Genomic DNA, 24,522 nt, shown 5'->3' with positions numbered 1-24,522 from the left:
ATCTCGTAGTTTTTGACACGATGAAAAAAAACGTAACCATTATTAACACCATGTCAAATACTTTTTTGACCTGCGTCGGTCCTATTGCCAGACCCTCGTGGTGGGGTGGCGCGCACGCGCCGTCAGCGGACGATGCTTCGCAGCGCCGCGAGAACCATGAGGCCCGGACACCGGCTCTCGGCCTCGTCCTTCGAGACGCTTGCTCACGCAAGTTTCTATGAGGAGATAGAGCCCGGGAGGTCGCGATAGGACCTGTGGAGTGGAGAAGAGAAGCATGAGACCGCGAGAGTTCGACCACGACGACGTCCTGCGCATCGCGTTCGATCAATTCTGGCGCAAGGGGGTGCGCGGCACGTCGCTGTCAGACATTGCGCGTGACGCCGGCGTCCAGCGCGGCAGTCTCTACAATGCCTTCGGCAGCAAGGAAGCGCTGTTTCTCTGCGCCTACGAGCGCTATGCGCGCGAATATCTCGGCTCTGTCCAAAAGGCGCTCGGCTCCGGGACCTTGCGAAAACGCCTCACGGGATTTTTCGATCTGACCATAGAAAACTTCCGTTCCGGCTCGCCGCCCCGCGGATGCCCCACCACGCGGGGACTGATGGAGCTGGCGTCGGTCGAAGGCGAAGGGCTGGATGAGAACGCGCGCAAAACCTTTGCGGATCTGGTGGCGCGCATCACCGGCCTAGTTCAGGAAGCCTTGTCAGAGGGCGTCAAGCGAGGCGAGTTCAATGGCGACCCCGGAACCGCGGCCTTACACATCGTCACCGTGACGCGCGGATTGGCCGTGCTCGAACGAGCTTTTGGTGATGAGGCCCAACTTCGGAAGATTGCGAGGCACACGATCGATCTCGTGCTTGGCGGGGCGCGCCGCTAGAGCAAAGCGTGTACGCTGCGCTCCAAGTGGATCTGCGGGGCCACGACAACATTAGCGCACAAACAGGTTATTTTCGGAACCTACCCTGCTTAATACAATCGGAGGAAGTTCGTTGTGAGCGTCGTTGCAGCCCACCTTTATCGTAAAGGCAAGAAGGTGAGAGCCGTTTCCCTGGACGAGCCGATCGACTGCAAGGGGAAATCCGAATTTGTCTGGATTGGATTGTTCGAGCCTTCGAAACGGGAGCTTGAGCAACTCGAGAAGAACTACGGGCTTCATCCTCTCGCGATTGAGGACGCCTTCAAGGCTAACCAAATGCCGAAGGTTGACGTTTATGGCGACCAGCTCTTTGTGATGACCCGCACCGCTCACCTTGAGCAGGATCACATAGCTTACGGCGAGACGGCACTGTTTGTCGGAAAGAACTTTATCATTTCGGTGCGGCATGGCTCCGCACGGGCACATACCGATCTCCGCACCCAACTGGAAGCGGCGCCCAGCTTACTATCCCAAGGTCCGGACTACGTTCTTCACGCCATACTCGACTTTATCGTTGATGGTTATCTCCCGATTGTCGAAACGATCGAGGAACGCGTTCTAACCATGGAGCAGAGTGCTCTCGACAGCTTTCTCAGCCGTACAGAGGTCAAGCGGATCTTCGGCCTGCGCCAGGAGCTAATCCGCTTTAAGCGGATCATCGGCCCCATGACGGAGGTCTGTGGCCGGCTCGTACACCTTGATTCACCGTGTCTAGACGCTAACGCCCGTCCGTATTTCCAGGACGTTCTGGACCACGTACGACGAGTCGATGCGATGGTGAACTCATTGCGAGACGTTCTGACTTCGGTTTTCGAGGTGAGCAATCTGTTGGAGCAGCAGCGTCAAGGCGTCATTACGAGACAGTTGGCCGCCTGGGCCGCGATATTGGCCGTACCCACTGCGATTGCCGGGATCTACGGCATGAATTTCGAGAACATGCCCGAGCTGAAAACCCAATACGGCTACTACGTCGTCGTCGGCATTATCGCCCTGCTGTGCACCGTGCTTTACCTGCGGTTCAAGCGGGCTCGATGGCTTTGATACGGGTTGCTCGCGGCTTTGCCGCGTGTCGCGCCAAATTCGGGTGCACGACATTCTCGCGGCGGAGGCCCAATCGCGGTGATTTGAGCGCGACGACAACCGGCGCCAACAGGCGTGCCGGAGGCGGGCCGTGGATCCGGCCCGCCTCCGCGACCTCAAGCGGTCACGAGGAAATTCGCGGCGTTCAACTCGTTCGGAAGGAGACCCAAGAACAGCACCTGATTGTCCTCGCCGAGATCAAGGGTGGTACCCGAAGCTCCCGCGCTCAGATTTTCCAGCGGGTCAAAGTCGGCTCCAAAGCCTTCCAACACCACGACGTCCTGCGTTACGTCGAAGTCGGTAATGGTATCACTGCCTGGTTCAGTCTCGCGAAAGATAAACTGATCAGCTCCACCTAAACCTGCGAGGTTGTCGTCGCCGGCGCCGCCTTCGATCGTATCACCAGCATTGCCGCCGAAGATGGTGTCATTCCCGCGGTCTCCGAACAGACGGTCGGGCGCGTGATCCGCCAACTGCTGGTTGGCGACCGCCCGGATCAGGTCGTCACCGTTACCACCAAAGATCGTGTCGGCGGCAACGTCGCCGCCTCGCAGCGTGTCATTCCCGGCGTCGCCAAACACGACATCGCCCGTAGGGTCGTTCCAGATGATGGAGTCATCGCCGGCACCGCCGAAGACTGTATCGGCTCCGGCCATGCCGCCAACGGTGTCGTTGCCGCGACCACCGAAAACCAGGTCATTGCCAGCGCCTGTATTGATATCGTCGTTTCCCTGGCCGCCCCTGATAATGTCGTCGCCGTCGCCGCCTTCAAGCCTGTCGTTCCCGGCGAGGCCACGGATGATGTCATTGCCGCCGAGCCCGGGAAGAAAATCGTCGCCCGGCGTTCCGACGACAACGTTGTCGTTGTCATCTGCGATTGCGATCAACTGACCTCGGATCTCGCCTCCTTGAAATTGGTTCGTATGAACGTTGAAATAGATCGGGATCTCCGATCCCACCGGAGCTGAGCCGAGTTCGTCGGCGAAGTCGGTGATTGGAACGCTGGCGGGGTCCGTCGTCTCCCATCGACCGCTTACCGTCCAGGAGCCATCCGTATTCAGGGCGATGTTGAGATCATCTTCGTCCTGTGCCGGGTTGATCTGCCCGAAGACAACGGGCCCGTTTACTCCTCGCGCTTCATTGTGAAAATGCGTGGAGATGACATCGTCGTCGGTCGACGGCGTCTGGGCGGGACCGCCCGTAATCGGGCCATAATCGACGCCCTCGATCTGAAACGTATAGCTCGCGGCAATTTCCGTGCTGTCAAAGATGACGGTGCCAAGACCGCTTGCGGTCGAGTTGTTCGGGGGGACTTCCTGAGTGCCTTCGAGAACCACGCGGAACGCTGTGGACATGAGAGCCTCCTGCTCTTTGCTCAGCAGGTCGGGCGGCCAGCGACGCCGGCCTGCACATATGGCAGATGTTGCACCCGGCACGCGCCGGCATGCATTAGGCGCCGCGTCGCTCCGCTATCGCGGAATCGGCGCGTTGTCCTTCTCGCGGTATTTCGGCCGAGAACAAGGGATCGCTGGATCGCGCCAACCAAGGTTCGCCGCTGTAGGCCATGGACGGGGCGCTATTGTGATTTGTTTATTGCGATCGACGTATTGTGATGCAAATGTACGGTTGCCGACGCTGAAGTTGTGTTCGGTTCCCAACACTCGGTGCGCATCTCGATCTCGCCTAAAGCCGGGCACTCCGTCATTTGACAAGCGAAAACGGAGTGACCGCACGTTTCGCAATCAACCCTCCTAATCCGCTAGCTGTCCGGGCCTGGTAACGGCCGGGGCTGGTGCTTGGAGCGCTGACCGCGAAATCCGGTGGTCAAAAAACGAGGTAAGTTGTCGGAGGCCACGCCGGTCGTTCGTCCTCCTCTAGATACTAAGCGCAAGAACCGGACACGTAACCATGAGAAAGATCGTCGCAATCACGCACCTAGCTCTCGACAGCGTCATGCAATCTCCCGGAGCATGGCAATGACCCCCACCATCACAGCCTTTGAACGGTCGCCCGACCGCGGCAAGGGTCTGGCGCGTGACATGCGCGTTCGCTGGGCGCTCGAAGAAGTGGGCCAGCCTTATGACGTTCGCCTTCTTTCGTTCAAAGCGATGAAGGAACCCGCGCATCGAGCGCTTCATCCTTTCGGGCAGATTCCGACCTATGAAGAAGGCGATCTCGTCCTGTTCGAGTCGGGGGCCATCGTGCTCCATATCGCCGAGCGCCATGCGGGACTGCTGCCAGACGATGCGAATGCCCGGGCGCGCGCGATCGCATGGATGTTTGCCGCGCTCAACACGGTGGAGCCGCCGGTCTTCGACCTCTCCCTCGTCAAGATCCTTGAGCGCGACCAGCCCTGGTTCGAGCAGCGCCTGCGCGCCCTCGAGGACAGCATTCGGAAACGGTTGGGCGATCTTTCCGGTCGCCTTGGCGACGCTGACTGGCTTGACGGTGCGTTCAGCGCTGGTGACCTGCTGATGGTGACGGTGCTGCTCAGGTTGAAAGGATCGGGTATCCTGGACGAATATCCAAACCTCTCCGCCTATGTCGCCCGCGGTGAAGGGCGGCCCGCATACAAGCGTGCTTTCGACGCCCAATTAGCGGCTTTCACTGCGCTCGGCGGGCATTTTCAGGATGCGGGCTAAACGGAAGTTGATGGTGCCCAGGGGCGGGTTAGATTTATTGAACCAAGCTTTGGGCAATTCACTTAGGGCACACCCAAATTGAACCGGTGCGGGCCCGGTGGCCCGGTGCAAATCGTTGGTCGGGTAGTCCGGACGGATTCGCGACAGGTGGCCGCGGTGCCTCACGAGGAACTGTCTTGGCAGTCGCCGATTGAATGACGATCCAACGCGCAGAGGAGTGCGTGCCATGCGCCTTCAGACATATCGGGACAAAGCACACTCCAGACACTTCGACTTAATTGGCGGACGGGCCCATCCCTGGTCAGTTGACTTGGTCACCGTAACGGCTGCGGCCATCCTAGCGATAGGTTTCGCGTGTGCCCTGGTCGCCTTATGGGGCCGGTAGCGATCAGGACCATAGCGCGGGGCGCCGCTGCAACTAAGAGTCGGTTAGCTTTGAGCGAGACCGCTCCGTCTCAAGAATGATTTAATCGGGACATCCAGCGCTTCCGCTACCCGTCACATGCTGATGATGGTTGGATTTCGTTGTCCGAGCTCAAGCCCAGAGACTAACTCACAACCGGTCGAAGTGAGGCTGCGGCGGGTTGGTGCCAGGGGCGGCTTCGCTCTGCGAGCACGCCGGGACGAGCCTTTGCTCGGCGAGCATTTTCAGGAAGCGGGCTAAACGGAACTTGATGGTGCCCAGGGGCGGGATCGAACCACCGACACTGCGATTTTCAGTCGCATGCTCTACCAACTGAGCTACCTGGGCATACTCGAAGGCCCAAAGGCCGGGCGAGCGGGCGGTTTATAGAGAGGTCGGGCGGCCGTGTCCACCCAGCTTCGCCGTTGGCTTCGCTGGGCGCGGCCCGCCTCCTTATCCATCCCCAAATATTTGGCAGAACACGGCTATTCGGCGTCTTCGGGGTCGGTGGGGCGGCCGGGGATGACGTAGCGGCCGGAGAACCAGCGGTTCAGGTCGACGTCGCGGCAGCGTTTGGAACAGAACGGCAGCGTGGCCGGGTCGGCCGGCTTGCCGCAGACCGGGCAAGGTTTCGGCGGCTTGGGCGCGCCGGTATCCTTGGGGCCGTCCTTCGGGCCGTCCTTGGGGCCGTCAACTGGCATTGAGCCAGCCGAACCGGATCGGGAAGCCCTCCCCGCCGAGCAGCGTGACCGATTCGTAGAGCGGCAGCCCGACGACGTTGCTGTAGGAGCCGACCATCTTGACCACGAAGGAGCCGGCGATGCCCTGCACGGCATAGCCGCCGGCTTTGCCGCGCCACTCACCGGAGCCGATATAGGCCTGGATGTCATCCTCGCTCAAACGCTTGAAGCGCACGCGGGTTTCGATCAGGCGCTGGCGGAACGCCTCCTTCGGCGTCACCAGGCAGATCGCGGTGTAGACGCGGTGATTGCGGCCCGAGAGCAGCCGGAGGCACTGCGCGGCCTCATCCACCAGATTGGCCTTCGGCAGAATGCGCCGGCCGACCGCGACCACGGTATCGGCGGCCAGGATGAAGGCGCCGCGCAGCTCGTCGTCGAGGTGGACCGATTTCAGCGCCGCATCAGCTTTGGCCCGCGCCAGGCGGTTGGCGCAGGCACGCGGCAGCTCGCCCCGCTTCGGGGTCTCGTCGACATCGGCCGGGCGCAGCGCATCGGGCTCGATGCCGGCCTGGTTGAGCAGGCTGAGCCGCCGCGGCGAACCGGAAGCAAGAACGAGTTTGGGACGGCCAAGCATGCTGGATGTGTCGGGGAGATAAGGATTCGGGTGGATCGCGCGCGCGGAACCTATCGGAAGGCACTCCATTCCACAACCGGGGAACAAGTGATTGAGTGCGCTTTCGTTTCTGCCCGATCCAGATGAAGCTTTCGTGTCCCGGACGCGGTGCGTACCCTCCCCTGGAGGGGGAGGGTCGGCTCGCATGGAGCGCAGCGAAATGCGAGACGGGGTGGGGTGATCTCTCCACTCGGGCCCTGTTGGACGTGGAGAGACCGTCACCCCACCCCGCCGCTCATTTCATGAGCGTCGACCCACGAGCGAGCTTCGCTCGTCTCGGACCCCTCCAGGGGAGGGTTTAGACAGGCCGTCCGGGGAACGCCGTCCCGCGTTCACCAACGATAGCTATCCGCTCGCGGCGCCGGCCTTGGCGAAGCGGCGGCGGATGCGCATCGATAGGCCGTCGCAGACGTCGCGGTAGGCGGCGAGCTTTTGCTCGCGGTTGCCTTCGGCGTCGGTCGGGTCCGGCGTCGGCCAGTATTCGACATCGGCGGCATGCGTGCGCGTCAGCTCCAGCGCCTTGTGGTGGGCTTCCGGCGACAGCGTGATGATGAGGTCGAAATTGAGCCCTTCCCAATCCTCGAGCTCCTCGAACGTGATCGGCTTGTGGCCGGAAATATCCTGGCCGAGTTCGGCCATCACGGCGACCGCGAACGGATCGAGTTCGCCCTTCTTGACGCCGGCGGATTTCACATAGAGTCCCTGCGGGAACATCTGCTGCAACAGGCTCGCCGCCATCGGCGAACGCACGCTGTTCAGCCCGCATGCGAACAGCACGGCCTGCGGATTGCGCGCGCGGGGCGGCGCCTCCATGCGTCAGGAAATCCGGCCGTGCGACATCATGCGTCCTGCCCCTTCCAGTGCAGCACACAGATCAGCGTGAACAGGCGGCGGGCGGTTTCGAAATCGATGCGGACCTTGCCCTTCAGCCGCTCCTGCAGCGTGCGCGAGCCTTCGTCATGAATGCCGCGGCGTCCCATGTCGATCGCCTCGATCTTGTCAGGCGTGGCGGTGCGGATCGCCTGGTAGTAGCTGTCGCAGATCATGAAATAGTCCTTCACGATCCGCCGGAACGGCGTCAGCGACAGCAAATGCGCCACCACGGGCGTGCCGTCCTCTTGGCGGATGTCGAACATCAGCCGGTTGCCGGTGATCGCGATGTGCAGCGTGTACGGCCCCTGCACCGTCCCTTCCGGCGCGAACAGGTTCTGCTCGATCAGGTCGTAGATCGCAATCGCCCGCTCATGCTCGATATCGGGGCCGGAACGCCCGATCGATTCCTCGTCGAGCGTCACCGCGACGATGCGGTTGTGCTGGTCATCGTCTGGCGGCGGCTTGTTCATGGCAAATTGAGGCGCAATCCGACGGAGCGTGAATGGGCGTCCAGACCCTCGGCCTTGCCCAAGGTCATCGCGGCAGGCCCCAGCGCGCGCAACTGGTCCGGCCCGCATTTGAGAATCGAAGTGCGCTTCATGAAGTCTAGCACGCCGAGCCCCGACGAGAACCGCGCCGAGCGCGCGGTGGGCAAGACGTGGTTGGAGCCGCCGACATAATCGCCGATCGCTTCCGGCGTATGAGGGCCGAGGAAGATCGCGCCGGCGTTGCGGACCTTTGCCGAGAGCCCTTCCGCATCCGCGGTCATGATTTCGAGATGCTCGGCGGCGATCGCGTTGGCGAGCTCGACCGCTTCGTCGAGCTCTTTCACCATGATGATGGCGCCGAAATCGTTCCACGAGGCCCGCGCGATCTCGGCGCGGGGCAGCGTCGCGAGTTGCGACTCCACCGCGCGCTCGACCTCGGTGGCCAGGTCTGCGCTGTCGGTGATCAGGATCGACTGGGCGCTGGCGTCATGCTCGGCCTGCGCCAGCAGATCGGCGGCGATCCAGCCGGCATTGGAGGTGTCGTCGGCAATCACGAGCACTTCCGAGGGACCGGCGATCATGTCGATACCGACCTTGCCGAACACCAGCCGCTTGGCGGCGGCGACATAGGCGTTGCCGGGGCCGACGATTTTTGCGACCGGCGCGATCGTCGCCGTGCCGTAAGCCAGCGCCGCCACCGCCTGCGCGCCGCCGACGCGATAGATCTCGGAGACGCCGCCGAGATGGGCGGCCGCCAGCACCAGCGGATTGAGCTTGCCGTCCGGCGACGGCACCACCATGACGACGCGCGGCACGCCGGCGACCTTGGCCGGCACCGCGTTCATCAAGACCGAGGACGGATAGGCCGCCGTGCCGCCGGGCACGTAGAGGCCGACTGCATCGACCGCGCTCCAGCGCCAGCCGAGCTCGACGCCGAGGGGATCGGTGAAGCGCTCGTCCTTCGGTAACTGCCTCTGGTGAAACGCCTCGATCCGGTCGCGGGCGAATTTCAGCGCGTCGATGGTCACGGCATCGCAGGCCTTCACGGCCGCGTCGATCTCGGCCGAGGTCACGCGCAGGCCTGAGGCCGCAAGCTCGAGCCGGTCGAATTTTTTGGTCGCCTCGATCAGGGCGGCGTCGCCGCGCGCGGCCACGTCGTCGACGATGGCCCGTGTGGCGCGCTCGACATCGGCCGACACCTCGCGCTTGGCGGCGAGGAATTGCTTGAATCGTGAACCGAAATCGGCGCTGCTGGTATCCAGGCGAACGGGCATGGCGGCTTTCTGAGAGACGTCGGAGGCCCCTGCTCAATGGCGCGGCGGCCAAGGGCCGTCAACCCTCGCTCACCGGGAAACCGGAGCCGTAGGGTGGGCTGAGCGAAGCGAGCCCACCAAAATGGCGGCTTGCAGCATCAAAATGGTGGGCACGGCGCGAAGACGCGCCTTTGCCACCCTCACCCCTCCGGCCCCAGGGGCGCGATGGCCAGGTCGCTGGTGCCGAGATCGTCGGTGCCGAGGTCGGTCAGCTCGCATTCCAGGCACTCGAGGTCCAGCCGCAGCGCCTCGCCATGGCTGAACAGGAGAAGCGCGCTGCCGCCGGGGGCCTCGCCCGGGTGGAATTCGATCCCGACCAGTTCCAGCATCGATTCACGCCGCTGCAGATCGATGTTGCGCGATTTGCAGGCCAGCACCCGGTCGAAGCGCAGCGCCGCGATCAAGCGGCGCGGTTCGGTTCCGCCTGACAGCGTCTGCTCCCAGTCCAGCCGGCTCATGCCGACCACCAGCCGCTTTTCGCCCTGCCGCCAGACGATATCGGAGGCCGCCACGCGGGCGTCCTGCACATGGGCCGATATGACGGCGAGATCGTCGGCGTCGAGCGCAATCAGTTTGAGCGGGTCCGCCGGCAAGTCCTAGTCCTCAATCACTGATGCGCTGGATCAACGCACCGCAGGCCGATAGCTTTTCCTCCAGCCGCTCGAATCCACGGTCGAGGTGATAGATGCGGTTGACCATGGTTTCGCCCTCGGCGGCAAGGCCTGCGATAACAAGCGAAACCGACGCCCGCAAATCGGTCGCCATCACAGGCGCGCCGCGCAGCTTTGCGATGCCGTCGATGGTCGCCGTCTCGCCATCCAGCGATATCCGCGCACCGAACCGCGCCAGTTCCTGCACATGCATGAAGCGGTTCTCGAAGATGGTCTCGGTGATCTGCGAGGAACCGCCGGCGCAGGCCATCAGCGCCATCAACTGCGCCTGCAGGTCGGTCGGAAAACCAGGGAACGGCGCGGTCGACACCGTCACCGGCTTTATCGGGCCGCCGTTTCTGGCGACACGAATGCCGTCATTGTTGACGGTAATCTTGGCGCCGGCCTGCGCCAGCACGTCGAGCGCCGACTGCAAGAGTTCGGGGCGGGCGCCGGAAAGCTGCACGTCGCCGCCGGTCATGGCGACGGCCATCGCATAGGTGCCGGCCTCGATCCGGTCAGGCAGCACGGTGTGGCGGGCGCCGTGCAGCTTCTCGACGCCCTCGACCACAATCCGCGGCGTACCGGCGCCGGTGATGCGCGCGCCCATCTTGTTCAGGCAGTCGGCAACGTCGGTGATTTCGGGCTCGCAGGCGGCGTTGGCGATAACAGTCGTGCCCTTGGCCAGCGTTGCCGCCATCAGCGCGACATGGGTGCCGCTCACCGTCACCTTGGGAAAATCGATCGCAGCCCCGCGCAGGCCGCCGGGCGCTTTCGCCACCACATAGCCGCCATCGATTGTCAGTTCAGCGCCGAGCTTCTCCAGCGCCATGATCAAAAGATCGACCGGCCGGGTGCCGATGGCGCAGCCGCCCGGCAGCGAGACTTTCGCCTCGTGCATGCGCGCCAATAGCGGCGCGATCACCCAGAAGCTGGCGCGCATCCGCGACACCAGCTCGTAAGGCGCTGTCGTGTCGATGATGTTGGCGGCGGAGATGTGCAGGGTCTGGCCCTGATATTGGCCGTCGCCCTGCCGTTTGCCCGCCGACATGATGTCGACGCCATGGTTGCCGAGGATGCGCTGCAACTGCGCGACATCGGCAAGCCGTGGCACGTTGTCGAGGATCAGCGTTTCCTCCGTGAGCAGCGCCGCGATCATCAGCGGCAGGGCCGCGTTCTTCGCGCCCGAAATCGCGATGGTGCCGTTGAGCTTGTTGCCGCCGACAATACGAATGCGGTCCATGCCACGCCTCCCTCGCTATGCACAAATTATGTGCGCGTGCGTCCGCAGCAGAAGCGGCGATATTTGCGGCGATTTGATGGGGTGGGCAAAACAGCCGTCGTCATTCCGGGGCGCGCGAAGCGCGAGCCCGGAACCCATTCCTCCTCTAGCGCTTGCGGCCCAATGGATTCCGGGCCTGCGCCAAGAGGCGCATCCCGGAATGACCAAGCTTCACGACCTGATAAACGCCAGCAAATCGGCGTTGATCGTCGCCGCCTCCGTGGTCGACATGCCGTGCGGAAAGCCCTTGTAGGTCTTCAGCGTGCCGTTCTTCAGAAGCTTCGCCGACAGCGGCGCGGAATCTTCATAAGGAACGATCTGGTCGTCGTCGCCGTGCATCACCAAGACCGGCACGTTGATCTTCTTGAGGTCCTCGGTGAAGTCGGTCTGCGAGAAGGCGACGATGCCGTCGTAATGCGCTTTCGCACCGCCCATCATGCCCTGGCGCCACCAGTTCTCGATGACGGCCTCCGACGGCTCGGCGCCCGGCCGGTTGTAGCCGTAGAACGGACCGGCCGCGATATCGCGATAGAAGTTCGTGCGGCTCGCGGCGAGCTGCGCTTGAAATCCGTCAAACACTTCCTTGGGCAGTCCGCCCGGGTTGCTAGGGGTCTGCACCATCAGCGGCGGCACCGCGCTGAGGATCGCCGCCTTCGCCACCCGGCTCTCGCCGTGGCGGGCGATGTAATGCACCACCTCGCCACCGCCGGTGGAATGGCCGACGTGAACGGCACCTTTGAGATCGAGATGCGCCGTCAGCGCCGCGAGGTCGTCGGCATAATGATCCATGTCATGGCCATCGGCCACCTGGCTGGAGCGGCCGTGGCCGCGGCGGTCATGGGCGATGACCCGAAAGCCGTTGTTGAGGAAGAACAGCATCTGCGCATCCCAATCGTCGGCCGACAGCGGCCAGCCGTGGCTGAACACGATGGGCTGACCCTTGCCCCAATCCTTGTAGAAGATCTCGACGCCGTCTTTGGTGGTGATGGTGGGCATTACGAATTCTCCTCTTGTTATGCCGTCATCCCCGAGCACGCGTCATTGCGTGGCCGGAATCCGAATGGTGTTGATGGAGATTCTCGGGGGCGCAAAGGCGCCCCATAGTTCGGGCTGACGCGCGCCCCCACGCCGCATCATGGCGACGGCTTCGCGGCGTCGGCGAGATAGCCATGCAGCGCGGCGACCACCTGCGCGCCCTCGCCGATCGCGCCGCCGACGCGTTTGACCGAGCCGGAGCGCACGTCGCCGACCGCGAACACGCCGGGCACCGAGGTTTCCAGGGGCGGCACCGGGCGGCCGAGATTCTGCTCGGACTGCGCTCCCGTCACCACAAAGCCCGCGCGGTCGAGCGTGACGCCGCAGCCGTCGAGCCAATGGGTCGCCGGGTCCGCGCCGACGAACAAAAACAGGTTGCGGACATCGAAACTGTGCTGTTCGGGCGCCAGCCGGCTCTTCCAGCGCACGCGTTCAAGCGATCCATCGCCGCCGCCTTCGACCGCAATCACCTCGGCGTTGAAGATCAGTTCGATATTGGGCGCCGCCTCGATCCGCTCGATCAGATAGCGCGACATGCTGGCGCCCAGCCCGCCGCCGCGGATGATCATGTAGACCTTGCGCGCATGGCCGGACAGAAACACCGCGGCCTGGCCGGCGGAATTGCCGCCGCCGACCAACACGACATCCTGCCCCAAGCACAGCTTGGCCTCGATCGGCGAGGCCCAGTACCAGACGCCGCGGCCTTCAAATGCGTCGAGATTTTCGATCTCCGGCCGCCGGTAACGCGCCCCGCTCGCCACCACGATGGATTTGGCGCGCAGCGACTGCCCGCATTCGGTGGCCAGCGCGAATACGCCGTCGCGCTGCGAGCAATCCAGCGACCTGATCGAAACCGGTATCAGCATTTCGGCGCCGAATTTCTGCGCCTGATTGTAGGCACGGCCCGCGAGCGCCTGCCCCGAAATGCCGGTCGGAAAGCCCAGATAGTTTTCGATGCGCGCACTGGCGCCGGCCTGGCCGCCGAACGCCCGCGCGTCGAATACCGCCACCGACAATCCTTCGGAGGCGGCATAAACCGCAGTGGCGAGACCGGCGGGACCGCCGCCGACCACCGCCACATCATAGAGCCTCTCATGCGCATGGTTGGTGATCATGCCAACCGCCAGCGCCAGCGACGTCTCCGACGGATTGCGCAGCACGGTGCCGTCAGGACAAACCACCAGCGGCAGGTCGGCCCGCGAGGCCGAATAGCGCGCGACGAGATCGGCCGCGTCCTTGTCGCTTGCGGGATCGAGCACGTGGTGCGGCTGGCCGTTGCGTGCCAGGAAATTCTGCAGCCGCGCCGTGTCGCCGAGGGAGGACGGGCCGATCAGCACCGGGCCGCCGACGCCGCCCTGGATCAGGCTGACCCGGCGCAGGATCAGCGCGCGCATGATGCGCTCGCCGAGCTCGGCTTCCGCGACCAGAAGCGCGCGCAACTGGTCCGGCGGGATCAGCAGCGTTTCGACATCGCCCTCGGCATGGCCGTCGACCAGCGCGACGCGCCCGGAGAGTTGTCCGATCTCGGCCAGAAACTGTCCCGGGCCCTGGTCGATGACAGGCGTGATATGGCCGAGGCCGTCGCGCTGGGTGATCGCGACCGTGCCCGACAGCACCACGAACATGCCGGGGCCGACCTTGCCGGTCTCGAACAGGGGTTCGCCGTCCCTGTAGGCCCGAAGCTCCCCGAATCGGCGCATGCGCGCGATCTCGTGATGGGTGAGCACCGGGAACGTCTGTTCGTAACGTGGAAACGCGGTGGAAGTCGCGCCGGCCGCCGGACCGGCCGTGATGTCTGCACTCATTGTCACCGCCCAGGGAAAGAACAGGAACTGCGCGGAGAGCTGTCAGGCCGCCGGCGAGCGATCGGGGATTCCCCCTACGCTACTGGCCCTGCTTTTCTCCGCTGGCGTCATCTAGGGAGACACTGGGGGTTTCGGAAGATGCGCTGGAATCACTGCGCCCACGCACCTGCGACTTCCGCCGCTTGAGATTTTCGCGCAGCGCCAGCTTCAGCCGGTCCCGTCGTGAATCCTTCACATCAGCGCCGGTCTTTCCTGCGCCCTTGCCTTGATCACCCGTCATCGTCAGTCCGCCGAACATGCCTTGTTCAAAACGGCGTCAGCGACGCCGCCATTCGAAGATAGTCGCTTTCGATCAGCCATGCCGCAATCGCGCCCGGCCCGCCACCGTCCCGAACCCCGCGACAAGTAGCGGAAGCCAGGATTCAGCCGCTCAAGGCGAGGTCGGGAACCGGAGCAAGGCCCGAAGTTGCCCAATTGCACCGGGTCCCGATCGTCGGGACGAATTTTACCCCATTTTGGTGCTTTCCAAGCCTGCCCGCGCGCTTGCACCAGCGGGGCCCTTGTGGCAAGAACCGGCCGCCTGTAGGGGCCTTTAGGGCCGATTCCCTGATACCGGGCATGCTGCCGTAGCTCAGTGGTAGAGCACTCCATTGGTAATGGAGAGGTCGACAGTTCAATCCTGTCTGGCAGCACCACCTTTTCCCCTGAAAGATCAATACCGTATTGATCCGGTTATGGTTTTTGCGGCGCTCCTGTTACACAGGGTGTTGCACAAATGGTTCTGAAAGTCGTGTGTCTGGTAAAGAGAAACGGTTCTGACAACTGGTGGTATCGCAAGACAATCCCCGCCGATGTTAAGCGGATACTGGCGAAGCTGCCCAACCATCCCCGACCGAAGGGCTGGTACGACACGCACATCATGATCACGACCGGCACCGCTGATAAGACCCTCGCGAAGGCGAAGGCTGCGGACATTGCCGCTGACGTGGAGCGCCAGTTCAAGGCACTGCGTGAAGGCCCGAAGCCGCTCACGGCCAAGCAGGTCTCGGCGCTGTCTGGCATCGTCTACCGAGCGTTCGCGGAAGGGCTGGAGAACAACCCCGGCCTGACATCGCAACAGTGGCTGGGTGTCGCAGAAGAGAACAAGGCCGCACAGCGCGGAGAGTACAGCCTTGGCGCTCGCCTTGGCATCTTCAAGGATGAGGATACGCGGCGTGACGTTGACATGGAGAACCGGTTTGGCGCCATCGTTGACGCCACGCTGACACGCGAGGCTGTGTTCACCGATGAGGACAGCCGATGGCAAGTCATCGAAGCTGTTGCCCGCGATCTGACTAAGGGCGTGGAGAAGCTGGCGAGGAACGCTGATGGCGACTACAGTCCCGACACCTACGTCAATCGCTTTCCACCGCCGACAGCCCTGCATGGTGGCAGCGTCCAGACGGGCAAATCGTTGACCGGGCTTGTGGACGCTTGGCACACCGCCGCGCTGGCCAGAGGAGTCCGCCAGCGGAGTGCGGATCAATTGAAGGCCGTCGTTCTCAGGTTCAAAGAATGGCTTGGCCATGATGACCTGAGTCGCATCACACCGGCAGACGTGCAGCGGTGGGGTGACGAACGCAGTGCTGAAGGCAAGTCAGCCAAGACCATCAACGGCACCGATTTCGCAGCGCTGCGAGCCGTGTTCGGATGGGGCACGGGACGACGAGGCTGGCTGACAACCAATCCAGCGGAAGAGGCAAAGATCGAAGGACGCGGAAAGAAAACAACCCGCGAGAAATACTTCCTTGAGCATGAGATCGCAGCGGTCCTACAGGCCGCGCTCGCGGCGGAAGGATCACCGCGCGAGAACTCAAAGACAACAGCGGCGAAGCGATGGGTGCCGTGGTTGTGCGCCTACTCCGGTGCGCGGGTTGCGGAAATGATCCAGTTGCGCAAGCAGGACGTTAGACGCGAGAAGGATCGATGGATCATGCGACTCACGCCCGAAGCCGGTGGCATCAAGACCGACACGTTCCGGGACGTGCCGGTACATGAGCATTTGATTGCGGACGGCTTCATTGATTTCGTGCAGCAATCAAAACCCGGCCACTTGTTCTGTGATGTCGGCAAGGATGGCACCATCGCGGGACCGGCTGCTGGCGTCTACAAGCGCATCTATACCATGGTGCGCGACGTTGTAGATGACCGTGGCGTTCAGCCAAACCACGCATGGCGCTATTCGTTCAAGACCTATGGCTATCAGGCGGGATTGAATGATCTGACGCTCGATGCGATCTGTGGCCACTCGGCAGGGACCAAGGGCCGGGACTACACCAAGGTGACGTTGCAGGTGAGGATGGAGGCCATAGCCCAATTCCCTCGCTACAAACTCACCGGCATCGAGCGGGCAACAGCGGCGTAGGCTGGTCTAAAAATCTGGCAAATTTTCGAGAGGCCAATATACCCCTATCGATCCCGCGCTTCCCCCGGTGGGTGGCCCGTTCTCTCACACACTCGCTCGCCATCGTTGGCATTTGCCTCCGCTTGCTGGTCAGCGGCTGGGTGAACTGGAGACGGGCTGTCATGAAACGCTGGCTGGTGCTGGGCAGGTGGCTGGGCAGGGCGAGGTCGCTGGCGAGGGCTAGGGGACCATCACCACCTTAGTGAATGCACCACCCGGTTCTCATCACATACCCGGAGCCGAACTCTGGGTAGGCAGGGGCTGACCCAATCCCACCCTATCTGCACAGCCGAGACGCTGGCAGACCAATCCACCTGCCGAGACGCTGGAGGACCAATACCCACCGGTACTGCACAGCCATGACGCTGGAGGACCGATACCCCCGGTACTGCACCACCGAACGCCGAGTAGGCCGGGGCTGACCAATCCCCTGCTATCTGAGCAACCATCGCCACCGTGACTGGTACCTTTTGGGTATCCTCTATTCGGACTGGTCTGGAAGCGGTCTGATAATTCCGATTGACAATTCAAAACGGACTGACAATTATCGGACCATTCAAATCAGACTAACGGGGTTTCACAAGATGTTTGTCCGTGCCTACCTCCGCGCCTCCACCGATGAGCAGGACGCCAGCCGCGCCAAGGATCAACTTAAGGCATTCGCCGTTGAGCGCGGTCTATCGATTGCTTGCTGGTACATCGAGAACGAGAGCGGAGCATCGCTCTCCCGCCCCGAACTGTTTCGGCTTCTGGCCGATGCTTCACCTGGAGACGTTCTCTTGGTGGAGCAAGTTGATCGGTTATCGCGCCTGACCGCTGCCGATTGGGAACGGCTCAAGGCGGAACTGACAGCTCGCAAGGTTCGCGTCGTGGCGCTGGACTTGCCAACATCGTGGATGATGACCACGGGCAACGGTGATGAGTTCACCAGCCGACTCTTCGACGCGATTAATAACATGCTCCTCGACATGCTGGCCGCTGTTGCTCGCAAGGACTATGAAGATCGCCGCCGCCGTCAAGCTCAGGGACAGGCGAAGGCGAAGGCTGAAGGCAGGTACAAGGGACGCCCTGAAGATGCAGAGCGCAATGCACGTATCGTCCGCTTGCTAGCCGCTGGACAGTCATGGAACGAGGTAATGGAACTGACGAATTGCAGCCGCACCACCGTAGCCAAGGCTGCTAAGAGACTGGCTGGCGCGGATCAGGCAGAACCCGGCCAATGCTGAGAAGCAACTTGTCACTTGGGGGCTGTGACCGGATGGCTCCCTTCCGCACCTACAGCGTGGGAGCAAACCCAATATACACGCTCTCCTGAGCTGGTGAGCCCATGACCGAATGGAACATGAACGCGTTGGGTATCTCGACGAGCATTGCCAGCTCGTAGACATCTTGTTCAAGGTCTTCTTGCTCTTCCTCGGTCTTCTTGCTCATCGCGGCCTTGATTGCGTCGTCAAATCTTTCGCTGCGGTATTCAAATTCGCCTATCTCGTCGATTGCAGCAAACAAGAGGTGTTCACAATTTCCGACGATCCACTTGTCTATGTTCTCTTCACTCGCGCCCACGGCTATTTTGACCCCGCAGAAGGGACAATGAATGGGATTTTCACCGTCGTCATGGAGTTCAACACACTGCATCTTCACGTTCTTCATTCTTATATCCCCAGATACGCATTGCTATAGCGCAGGCTGAATAGCTCGCCGGAGTAACAAGTCTTCATTAATTTTCTGAACTGCCCACAACTTCACCGGCTCCGCCAGCTCGGTCTCTCAGAGCTTCATAGAGCTGCGCTGGGCCAAGCAATACGTCCTTCAGTCCTTGGCGCACTTTCTCGGAATCGATAGCTTGCTTGCTCATCGTGGTGTGAGCAGCGAGTGCGTCCATGACAGCGTTCATTATTTCCTTGGAGAGCGTCGGCGAATTAGCGAACTGCGCCTTCGTGTTGTTGCTCGCTTGAAGAACCAGCTCCTCGCTTTCAAGGAGCTTTCCTTTGATAACGTTGTTCACGTAGACGAGCTGATCGTCGTCGGTCAAATCACCCTCGAACAGATCGTTGACCTTAGCGATGATCTCTTCGAGCCGCGCCTTCTCCTTCTCATGCAGAGAGGCGGAACCAGCCTCCGACAGCGGCGGCAGTTTGGGCGCTTCACCGTCTCCAAGAGGCAACTGCCGTTTGCCCTGATCCTTCAGGCTGTGATGGGTGAGTTTCACTTTCGAAAGGTCAACGCCTTCGCGCTCGCGACCAAACTCCAGCAGCGGGATCAGCCGCCGATAGAATATGAACCGTTTCTCGATGGCGGTGTTGCCGTAGTCAAATATCTGCGACAGGAAGCTATACATGCGCTGGAACGCGCCCATATCGGCCTTGAACAAGATCAGAGCATTGATCTCGCCGTTGGCCTCTTCGGTGGCTTTGTCGTCCTTTTTGGCTCTTGCTGTTATCAGCTTCTCTTGCGCCTGCTTGAACCGTTTCAGGAGGCGATCTGCGACCGGCTCCAGCGCCGCGATCAGGTCACCCTGCTTGGCCTTGGGGTTCATCTCAACGGCCACGACACGATCCACTTCAAACTCGTCGTAGTGGCCCGATGCATCAAGCTTGGCTCGCAGGTCGTAGACAAGGTTCGGGTCGGTGACGGCCTCCAGCTCCGCCGTGTCATAATAGGTCTTGAACGCTGCCAGCACTTCCTCGGAGCTGTTGACGAAATCCAGTACGTAGGTGGTGTCCTTGCCGGGATAGGAACGGTTCAGGCGCGAGAGTGTCTGCACGGCCTGAATGCCAGCAAGACGCCGATCCACATACATGCCGCAGAGCAGCGGCTGATCGAACCCTGTCTGAAACTTGTTTGCTACCAGCAGTATTTGAAACTCCTCCCCCTTGAAGGCATCGCGGATGTCCCGTCCATTCAGGCCGGGATTGAGCGCCTTGCTGGTCTCCGTGAAGGCGTCGGGTCCGGACTGGCTGTCATTGACCTCACCCGAAAAGGCCACCATCGTCCCAATCTTGTAATCGCGTGACTTGATGTATTTCTCGATGGCGAGCTGCCAGCGCACTGCCTCTAAGCGGCTCCCTAACACTACCATGGCCTTGGCGCGGCCCTCCAGCAGCGGCGCGACAGTCTCACGGAAGTGCTCGATGACGATCTGAACCTTCTGGCTGATGTTGTAGGGGTGTAGACGAACCCAACGCATGATGCTCTTTAAAGCGGCATCACGTTCGATCTCCTTGTCGTCCAGCTCCTTGCCGTTGTGCGCGAGTTTGAACGCTAATCGGTAAGGCGTGTAGTTCCTGAGAACGTCAAGGATAAAGCCCTCCTCGATGGCTTGCCGCATCGAATAGACGTGAAACGGTTCGGGCAGCATATCAGGACCGGGCGTGCGGCCGAACAGCTCAATGGTCTTCGCTTTTGGCGTGGCCGTGAAGGCGACATAGGTGATGCCCTTGTCACTGGCGCGAGCTGCCATCTGCGCTGCTAAGATATCCTCCGTGCTGACCTCAAGACCCTCCTCCAGCTCGGAAATCTCCTCAGGAGATAGAACCTGCTTGAGCTTCGATGCTGCCTCCCCGGTCTGCGACGAATGCGCCTCGTCAGCAATGACCGCAAACCGCTTGCCCTCCGTGGCGGCGAGTTTCCGAACCTCCTCCAGCGCAAACGGAAAAGTCTGGATGGTGCAGACGATGATCTTCTTGCCTGCCTTCAATGCCTCCGCGAGCTGCCCGCTCTTGCTCGCTCCCTCTGACTTGATCGTCGCAACCACGCCGGTGGTGCGCTGAAAGTCGAACAGCGCGTCCTGGAGCTGCGCATCGATCACGTTGCGGTCAGAAATAACGATAACCGTAGAGAACAGCTTCTCGTTGTTGGCGTCATGCAGATCAGCGAGAAAATGAGCGGACCACGCAATCGAGTTGGTCTTGCCCGAACCTGCCGAATGCTGGATGAGGAACTTGCCACCCGCTCCCTCCTCCAGAACCTTAGCTTGCAGCTTCCGGGTGGCGTCGAGCTGGTGATAACGGGGGAAAGTGATGCTGGTAATCTTCTTCTTGTCGTCGCGCCGGGTCACCAGATACCTGCCGATGATCTCCAGCCAACTATCGCGCTGCCAGACCTCCTCCCAAAGGTAACCGGTCCGGTGACCAGCAGGATTAGGCGGGTTGCCTTTCGCGCCGTGGTCGCCCTTGTTGAAGGGGAGAAAGCCGGTCGCGGGACCGGCAAGCTGCGTGGTCATGTGGACTTCGCTGTTGCTGACCGCGAAGTGAACCAAAGCCCCGCTGGGGAAGTGCAGCAGCGGCTCAACGCCCTGCCCCTTGGGGCGCGGGTTGCGGTCAAACCTATACTGATCGATAGCGTCGTCGATGTGCTGGGTGAAGTCGGTCTTGAGTTCGGCGGTGGCCACCGGTAGGCCGTTTAAGAACAGCACAAGATCGATGCAGTTTTCGTTCGCTGACGAGTAGCGCACCTGTCGCACGACGCGCAGCCGGTTGGCAGCATAGCGAACGAGGATGTCGGGATTCATTGCCAAGGCTGGCTTGAATTGCGCCAGCGCGAGCGGCTGACGTAGCCCGATCAGCTCGATGCCGTGCCGCAGCACGTCGAGGGTGCCGCGATCATCAAGCTGCTTGCGGATGCGGTCCAGCAATATGGGCTCGGCGCTGGTGCCATGATTCTTGGTCAGCGTCTGCCATGCGGAGGGCTGCGTCGCCTGCACCCACGCAACAATGTCGGACGGCAAGAGAGCGCGAGATCGGTCATACAGCGCCGCATCGCCCTCCGCGTAGAGCCAGCCATTCGCGGTGAGATAGCCGCAAATCTCGTCCTCGAAGCTGATCTCCTTGTGAAGGCTCATGCGGCGACCACCTTGGGGACCGGTCCATCCGCTTTGACCCGCCCGCGCACATCAATCTTGCCGGTGACGGCGGCGGAGATGAGGGCGGCGCGGCGTTCTTGAAGAAGAGTAACGGCGGCTTCGGATTCAGCGACAAGGGCGTTCATTTTGAGAAGCACTTGATCAAGAAATGTCGCAATTTCGGCCTGCTCGGTCGCGTTGGGAACAAGGACAACGAGATTGCGAACTTCCTCGACGTTTACCCTTTTGAAAGTTGAGCCAATCATCAGATTAGCAAGTTGACTGATTACACAATCAGATCGAAGCACGTACCAAAGATAGTCGGACGACAACTCAGGGCGGCTCTTCCGCAGGAGGCAGACATCCTGCCCCATAGCAAATGCAGGATGCCAATCAGCAACTTGCGCGACCTCACCAACTGTAGCGTTTCTCGTGAAGATCAGGTCGCCCGGCTGTGGTTTACGTCCACCTTCGACAAGTTGTTCGTAATAGCTATCGGTTGTTTGTTTCGCATATTGCAGATCGACGAACCTGCTCTGTGCTTCGCGGATACTCGCCAACGGCACCCCCTCGTCCACGAACTCGGCTGTAATATGCTTACAGTCCGTAACGTGCCAGTGCCGCTTCAAGGTGGCTATCTCCCAATGTACAGGCACTTCCCCGAGCCACTCGACGCCCGAGTCCTTCATCGGCGTATTCGGGTCGAGACCCTTGGTGACTGCGTGGGAGACGACGGCCCGCCGCTTTTCCTTCAACAGCTCGACGAGTCGCCTTTGTTCATCAACCAACGCATCGATTTTTACCGTCTCGCGGTCTAGGAAAGCGGCAATCGCAGCTTGCTCATCAAGGCTGGGCACACAGACAATAGTTTCCGAGAGCGGCTCAAGGTTAAGCGCTCGAAAAGTTGCTCCTCCGACGCTGCTTTCCCATTGATGAAACGAAGGCGTTGAGCGGAGAACCCAAAAGAAGAACCGTGGAATGTGTTCCTTTGCCACGGCGATGCGAGCGGTGCCTTGCGTGAGATTAGCGCCGACAAGCGATTGCGGAACTATCATCACCTTTCCAAAACTCGGGCCAATCGAACAAACCAAGTCACCTCGTTGTAGCGTACTACGCGCGTATGACGAGGCGATCTCCTCGGATGTTTTGAGCAATCCCTCCTCATTGGCTACACCGGCTTCATCCAGCATATCCGTAGGTCGGATGTATGGTATACCTCCCGACACATGCGGTCCGCATTGTACGATGCCGTAGGTAATTGGACGGGATTGATCTACAATCCTTTTGAGAGGGACTGCAGTCCAATGACGCGGCACTTTCCCCAGCGACTCGACGCCGCTGTCTTTGTAGCTCTCATACCCTGGAAAGCTCATGCCGCCAGTCCTTCAATCATCGCTTTGATTCGGTCCGTGACGACCAATAGATCGGCATCGATCTCTGCGAGCGGTCGTGGCGGCTCGAATACATAGAAATGCCTATTGAAAGGAATTTCGTATCCGGTCTTGGTTTTCTCCTCGTCAATCCACGCATCCGGCGCATGAGGCAGCACCTCACGTCTGAAGTAGGTCTCGACCTCTTCCGACAACGGCACGTTCTCGGTGTCGCGCAACGAGGCATCGGCTTGCGGCTTACCCTTATGCTTGGCCTTGGCACTAAGCACGATCTCGCCTCTCTTATCGCGCAATGGCCGTTCCACCGTAATGCTGCGGTAGCCAAAGACCTCATTGGGGAAGATGCGCGACAAGGGAGCGATCTTCACCTTGCCGCCCTCGGGAACGACCGGTTGCTTGCCGCCCGGTTGCACCACCTGCCGCGACATCTGCTTACCCTCAGCGTCGAAGACGGTGGCGAGCCGCGCTTCGACAAAGGAGCCGAACAGTTTCGTCACCTCAGCAATATGCGCCTCACTCATTTCCTTGCGTTTGGATCCGAGGCTCTTGCGCATCTTCTGCCAGAACGACGAGGCATCGATGAGCTGCACCATGCCCTTGCGCTGGGCGGGCTTGCGGTTGGAGACAATCCAGATGTAGGTGGAAATTCCCGTGTTGTAGAACATGTCCGTCGGCAGGCCGATGATAGCCTCGACTAGATCGTTCTCCAGCAGATAGCGACGAATTTCGCTCTCGCCCGAACCGGCGCCGCCCGTGAACAGAGAGGAGCCGTTCAAAACGATGCCGAAGCGGCTGCCGCCATCCTGCGCCGGGCGCATCTTGGACAGGAGATGCAGGAGGAACAGCAGAGAGCCATCCGACACGCGCGGGAGGCCGGGGCCGAAGCGGCCATTGAACCCCTGACCCTCGTGTTCCTTGCGGACCTCCTTCTCGACCTTCTTCCACTCAACGCCGAAAGGCGGATTGGACAGCATGTAGTCGAACTTCGCATGAGCGTGGCCGTCTTCCGAAAGCGTGTTACCCGCGACAATGTTGGCAACATCTTGCCCCTTGATCAGCATGTCAGCCTTACAGATCGCATAGCTCTCGTCGTTCAGCTCCTGTCCGAACATGGTGAGCCGGGCTTGCGGGTTCAGCGCCGCGAGGTGTTCGCCAGCTACGGACAGCATTCCGCCCGTTCCTGCTGCGGGGTCATAGATGGTGCGTACCACACCGGGCTTGGACAGAACCTCGTCGTCCTCAACGAACAGCAAATTAACCATCAGACGAATGACTTCGCGCGGCGTGAAGTGTTCACCGGCGGTCTCGTTCGACAGTTCCGCGAACTTGCGGATCAGTTCCTCGAAAGCCAATCCCATCGCATGGTTGTCAACGGCCTCGGGATGGAGGTCGATGCCCGCAAACTTCTCGGTGACAAGATAGAGCAGGCCGCTCTTGGACAGCTTGTCGATCTGCGTTGAGAAGCTGAACCGCTCGAAGATATCGCGCACTGCAGGCGAGAACCCCTGAACATAGGCGTAGAGGTTCTGGCTGATGTGGTCCTGATCCCCCATCAGCTTGCGGAGGTCCATATCGGACGTGTTGTAGAAGCTCTGGCCCGAGGCGCGGAGCAAGAACGGGTCGGGGTTCAAGCCCGCCTTCTTCTTCGCGGTGAACTCCGCCAGGACCTTCGCCTTGGTCGGTTCCAAGACGCAGTCCAGTCGCCGCAGGACAGTGAATGGTAAGATTACCTTGCCATAGTCGGACTGCTTGTAGTCGCCACGCAGCAGATCGGCCACGGACCAGATGAAAGAAGACAGATTTTGGTAGTTCACGATCAGTACAGCCCCCGGATCACTCTGAAGGAATCAACTTGCCAAGGGCACTCGGATAGTACAACCCCGACTTGCAAGAAAACACCGTGATCCTACGGAGTTCTCGACCACACTGAAGGTCTGTAGCTTTGTCCGAGCCATTCCGGGGGTGAACCGGTTGTGGCATGGCCCGGCGTGTGTCGTCATCAACGTCATGC

20 protein-coding genes and 2 tRNA genes are annotated in these 24,522 nt (G+C 61.2%); 6 read left to right on the top strand and 16 right to left on the bottom strand.

Annotated elements, in window-relative coordinates:
- Window positions 1-274 precede the first annotated feature (274 nt).
- Window positions 275-874, top strand: coding sequence for a TetR/AcrR family transcriptional regulator (locus V1277_RS18275; protein ID WP_334370678.1), 600 nt, complete (start codon window positions 275-277; stop codon window positions 872-874).
- 114 nt (window positions 875-988) lie between these two features.
- Entirely contained in the window at window positions 989-1,954 is a 966-nt protein-coding gene (gene corA, locus V1277_RS18270) for a magnesium/cobalt transporter CorA (RefSeq protein WP_334417518.1), read from the top strand.
- Window positions 1,955-2,109: 155 nt separating this feature from the next.
- Here corA and V1277_RS18265 read toward each other — a convergent pair whose 3' ends face one another.
- Window positions 2,110-3,348: a CHRD domain-containing protein gene (locus V1277_RS18265; RefSeq protein ID WP_334417517.1), complete on the bottom strand. Its 1,239-nt coding sequence runs from the start codon at window positions 3,346-3,348 to the stop codon at window positions 2,110-2,112.
- 621 nt (window positions 3,349-3,969) lie between these two features.
- Here V1277_RS18265 and V1277_RS18260 point away from each other — a divergent pair.
- Complete coding sequence (locus V1277_RS18260) at window positions 3,970-4,635, top strand: glutathione S-transferase family protein (protein WP_334417516.1); 666 nt, start codon at window positions 3,970-3,972, stop codon at window positions 4,633-4,635.
- 675 nt (window positions 4,636-5,310) lie between these two features.
- Here V1277_RS18260 and V1277_RS18255 read toward each other — a convergent pair.
- The 11 genes from V1277_RS18255 to V1277_RS18205 all read right to left on the bottom strand — a co-directional run bounded on the left by V1277_RS18255 (window position 5,311) and on the right by V1277_RS18205 (window position 14,135).
- A tRNA-Phe gene (locus tag V1277_RS18255) sits at window positions 5,311-5,386 on the bottom strand.
- Window positions 5,387-5,523: 137 nt separating this feature from the next.
- On the bottom strand, window positions 5,524-5,739 hold the full coding sequence (gene yacG, locus V1277_RS18250) for a DNA gyrase inhibitor YacG (protein ID WP_334417515.1): 216 nt from the start codon (window positions 5,737-5,739) through the stop codon (window positions 5,524-5,526).
- On the bottom strand, window positions 5,729-6,352 hold the full coding sequence (locus V1277_RS18245) for a Maf-like protein (protein WP_057845441.1): 624 nt from the start codon (window positions 6,350-6,352) through the stop codon (window positions 5,729-5,731). Before V1277_RS18245 ends, yacG begins: the two co-directional genes overlap by 11 nt.
- Before the next feature lie 384 nt (window positions 6,353-6,736).
- Window positions 6,737-7,204, bottom strand: coding sequence for an arsenate-mycothiol transferase ArsC (locus V1277_RS18240; RefSeq protein ID WP_334417514.1), 468 nt, complete (start codon window positions 7,202-7,204; stop codon window positions 6,737-6,739).
- 26 nt (window positions 7,205-7,230) lie between these two features.
- Window positions 7,231-7,734: a UPF0262 family protein gene (locus V1277_RS18235; protein WP_334370690.1), complete on the bottom strand. Its 504-nt coding sequence runs from the start codon at window positions 7,732-7,734 to the stop codon at window positions 7,231-7,233.
- Complete coding sequence (gene hisD, locus V1277_RS18230; protein WP_334417513.1) at window positions 7,731-9,026, bottom strand: histidinol dehydrogenase; 1,296 nt, start codon at window positions 9,024-9,026, stop codon at window positions 7,731-7,733. Before hisD ends, V1277_RS18235 begins: the two co-directional genes overlap by 4 nt.
- A gap of 179 nt (window positions 9,027-9,205) precedes the next feature.
- Window positions 9,206-9,658 carry a DUF2948 family protein gene (locus tag V1277_RS18225; RefSeq protein ID WP_334417512.1) on the bottom strand — a complete coding sequence of 151 codons (453 nt, stop codon included), beginning with the start codon at window positions 9,656-9,658 and terminating at the stop codon, window positions 9,206-9,208.
- 10 nt (window positions 9,659-9,668) lie between these two features.
- Window positions 9,669-10,958 carry a UDP-N-acetylglucosamine 1-carboxyvinyltransferase gene (gene murA / locus V1277_RS18220; protein ID WP_334417511.1) on the bottom strand — a complete coding sequence of 430 codons (1,290 nt, stop codon included), beginning with the start codon at window positions 10,956-10,958 and terminating at the stop codon, window positions 9,669-9,671.
- A 210-nt stretch (window positions 10,959-11,168) separates the two neighbouring features.
- Window positions 11,169-11,993 carry an alpha/beta fold hydrolase gene (locus V1277_RS18215; RefSeq protein ID WP_334417510.1) on the bottom strand — a complete coding sequence of 275 codons (825 nt, stop codon included), beginning with the start codon at window positions 11,991-11,993 and terminating at the stop codon, window positions 11,169-11,171.
- 137 nt (window positions 11,994-12,130) lie between these two features.
- A complete protein-coding gene (locus tag V1277_RS18210) occupies window positions 12,131-13,837 on the bottom strand; it encodes an FAD-dependent oxidoreductase (protein ID WP_334417509.1) in 1,707 nt (568 codons plus the stop codon).
- 79 nt (window positions 13,838-13,916) lie between these two features.
- Window positions 13,917-14,135 carry a hypothetical protein gene (locus V1277_RS18205; protein ID WP_334417508.1) on the bottom strand — a complete coding sequence of 73 codons (219 nt, stop codon included), beginning with the start codon at window positions 14,133-14,135 and terminating at the stop codon, window positions 13,917-13,919.
- A gap of 322 nt (window positions 14,136-14,457) precedes the next feature.
- Between V1277_RS18205 and V1277_RS18200 the strand changes: the two genes are divergently transcribed.
- The 3 genes from V1277_RS18200 to V1277_RS18190 all read left to right on the top strand — a co-directional run bounded on the left by V1277_RS18200 (window position 14,458) and on the right by V1277_RS18190 (window position 17,506).
- A tRNA-Thr gene (locus tag V1277_RS18200) sits at window positions 14,458-14,532 on the top strand.
- Between the two features lie 80 nt (window positions 14,533-14,612).
- Window positions 14,613-16,241: a DUF6538 domain-containing protein gene (locus V1277_RS18195; protein WP_334417507.1), complete on the top strand. Its 1,629-nt coding sequence runs from the start codon at window positions 14,613-14,615 to the stop codon at window positions 16,239-16,241.
- A gap of 623 nt (window positions 16,242-16,864) precedes the next feature.
- Window positions 16,865-17,506, top strand: coding sequence for a recombinase family protein (locus tag V1277_RS18190; protein WP_334417506.1), 642 nt, complete (start codon window positions 16,865-16,867; stop codon window positions 17,504-17,506).
- A 49-nt stretch (window positions 17,507-17,555) separates the two neighbouring features.
- Here V1277_RS18190 and V1277_RS18185 read toward each other — a convergent pair whose 3' ends face one another.
- The 4 genes from V1277_RS18185 to V1277_RS18170 all read right to left on the bottom strand — a co-directional run bounded on the left by V1277_RS18185 (window position 17,556) and on the right by V1277_RS18170 (window position 24,325).
- Window positions 17,556-17,930, bottom strand: coding sequence for a hypothetical protein (locus tag V1277_RS18185; RefSeq protein ID WP_334417505.1), 375 nt, complete (start codon window positions 17,928-17,930; stop codon window positions 17,556-17,558).
- A gap of 67 nt (window positions 17,931-17,997) precedes the next feature.
- Window positions 17,998-21,120 (bottom strand): type I restriction endonuclease subunit R, encoded by a 3,123-nt coding sequence (locus V1277_RS18180; protein ID WP_334417504.1) that lies wholly within the window; start codon window positions 21,118-21,120, stop codon window positions 17,998-18,000.
- Entirely contained in the window at window positions 21,117-22,493 is a 1,377-nt protein-coding gene (locus V1277_RS18175) for a restriction endonuclease subunit S (RefSeq protein WP_334417503.1), read from the bottom strand. Before V1277_RS18175 ends, V1277_RS18180 begins: the two co-directional genes overlap by 4 nt.
- Entirely contained in the window at window positions 22,490-24,325 is a 1,836-nt protein-coding gene (locus V1277_RS18170; RefSeq protein WP_334417502.1) for a type I restriction-modification system subunit M, read from the bottom strand. Before V1277_RS18170 ends, V1277_RS18175 begins: the two co-directional genes overlap by 4 nt.
- Window positions 24,326-24,522 lie beyond the last annotated feature (197 nt).

It is taken from the genome of Bradyrhizobium sp. AZCC 1588 (assembly GCF_036924735.1).
In the GTDB taxonomy this organism is placed as follows: domain Bacteria; phylum Pseudomonadota; class Alphaproteobacteria; order Rhizobiales; family Xanthobacteraceae; genus Bradyrhizobium.
Note: the sequence above shows the minus strand (reverse complement) of the source record. Positions and strands in the feature narration are given on the sequence as shown.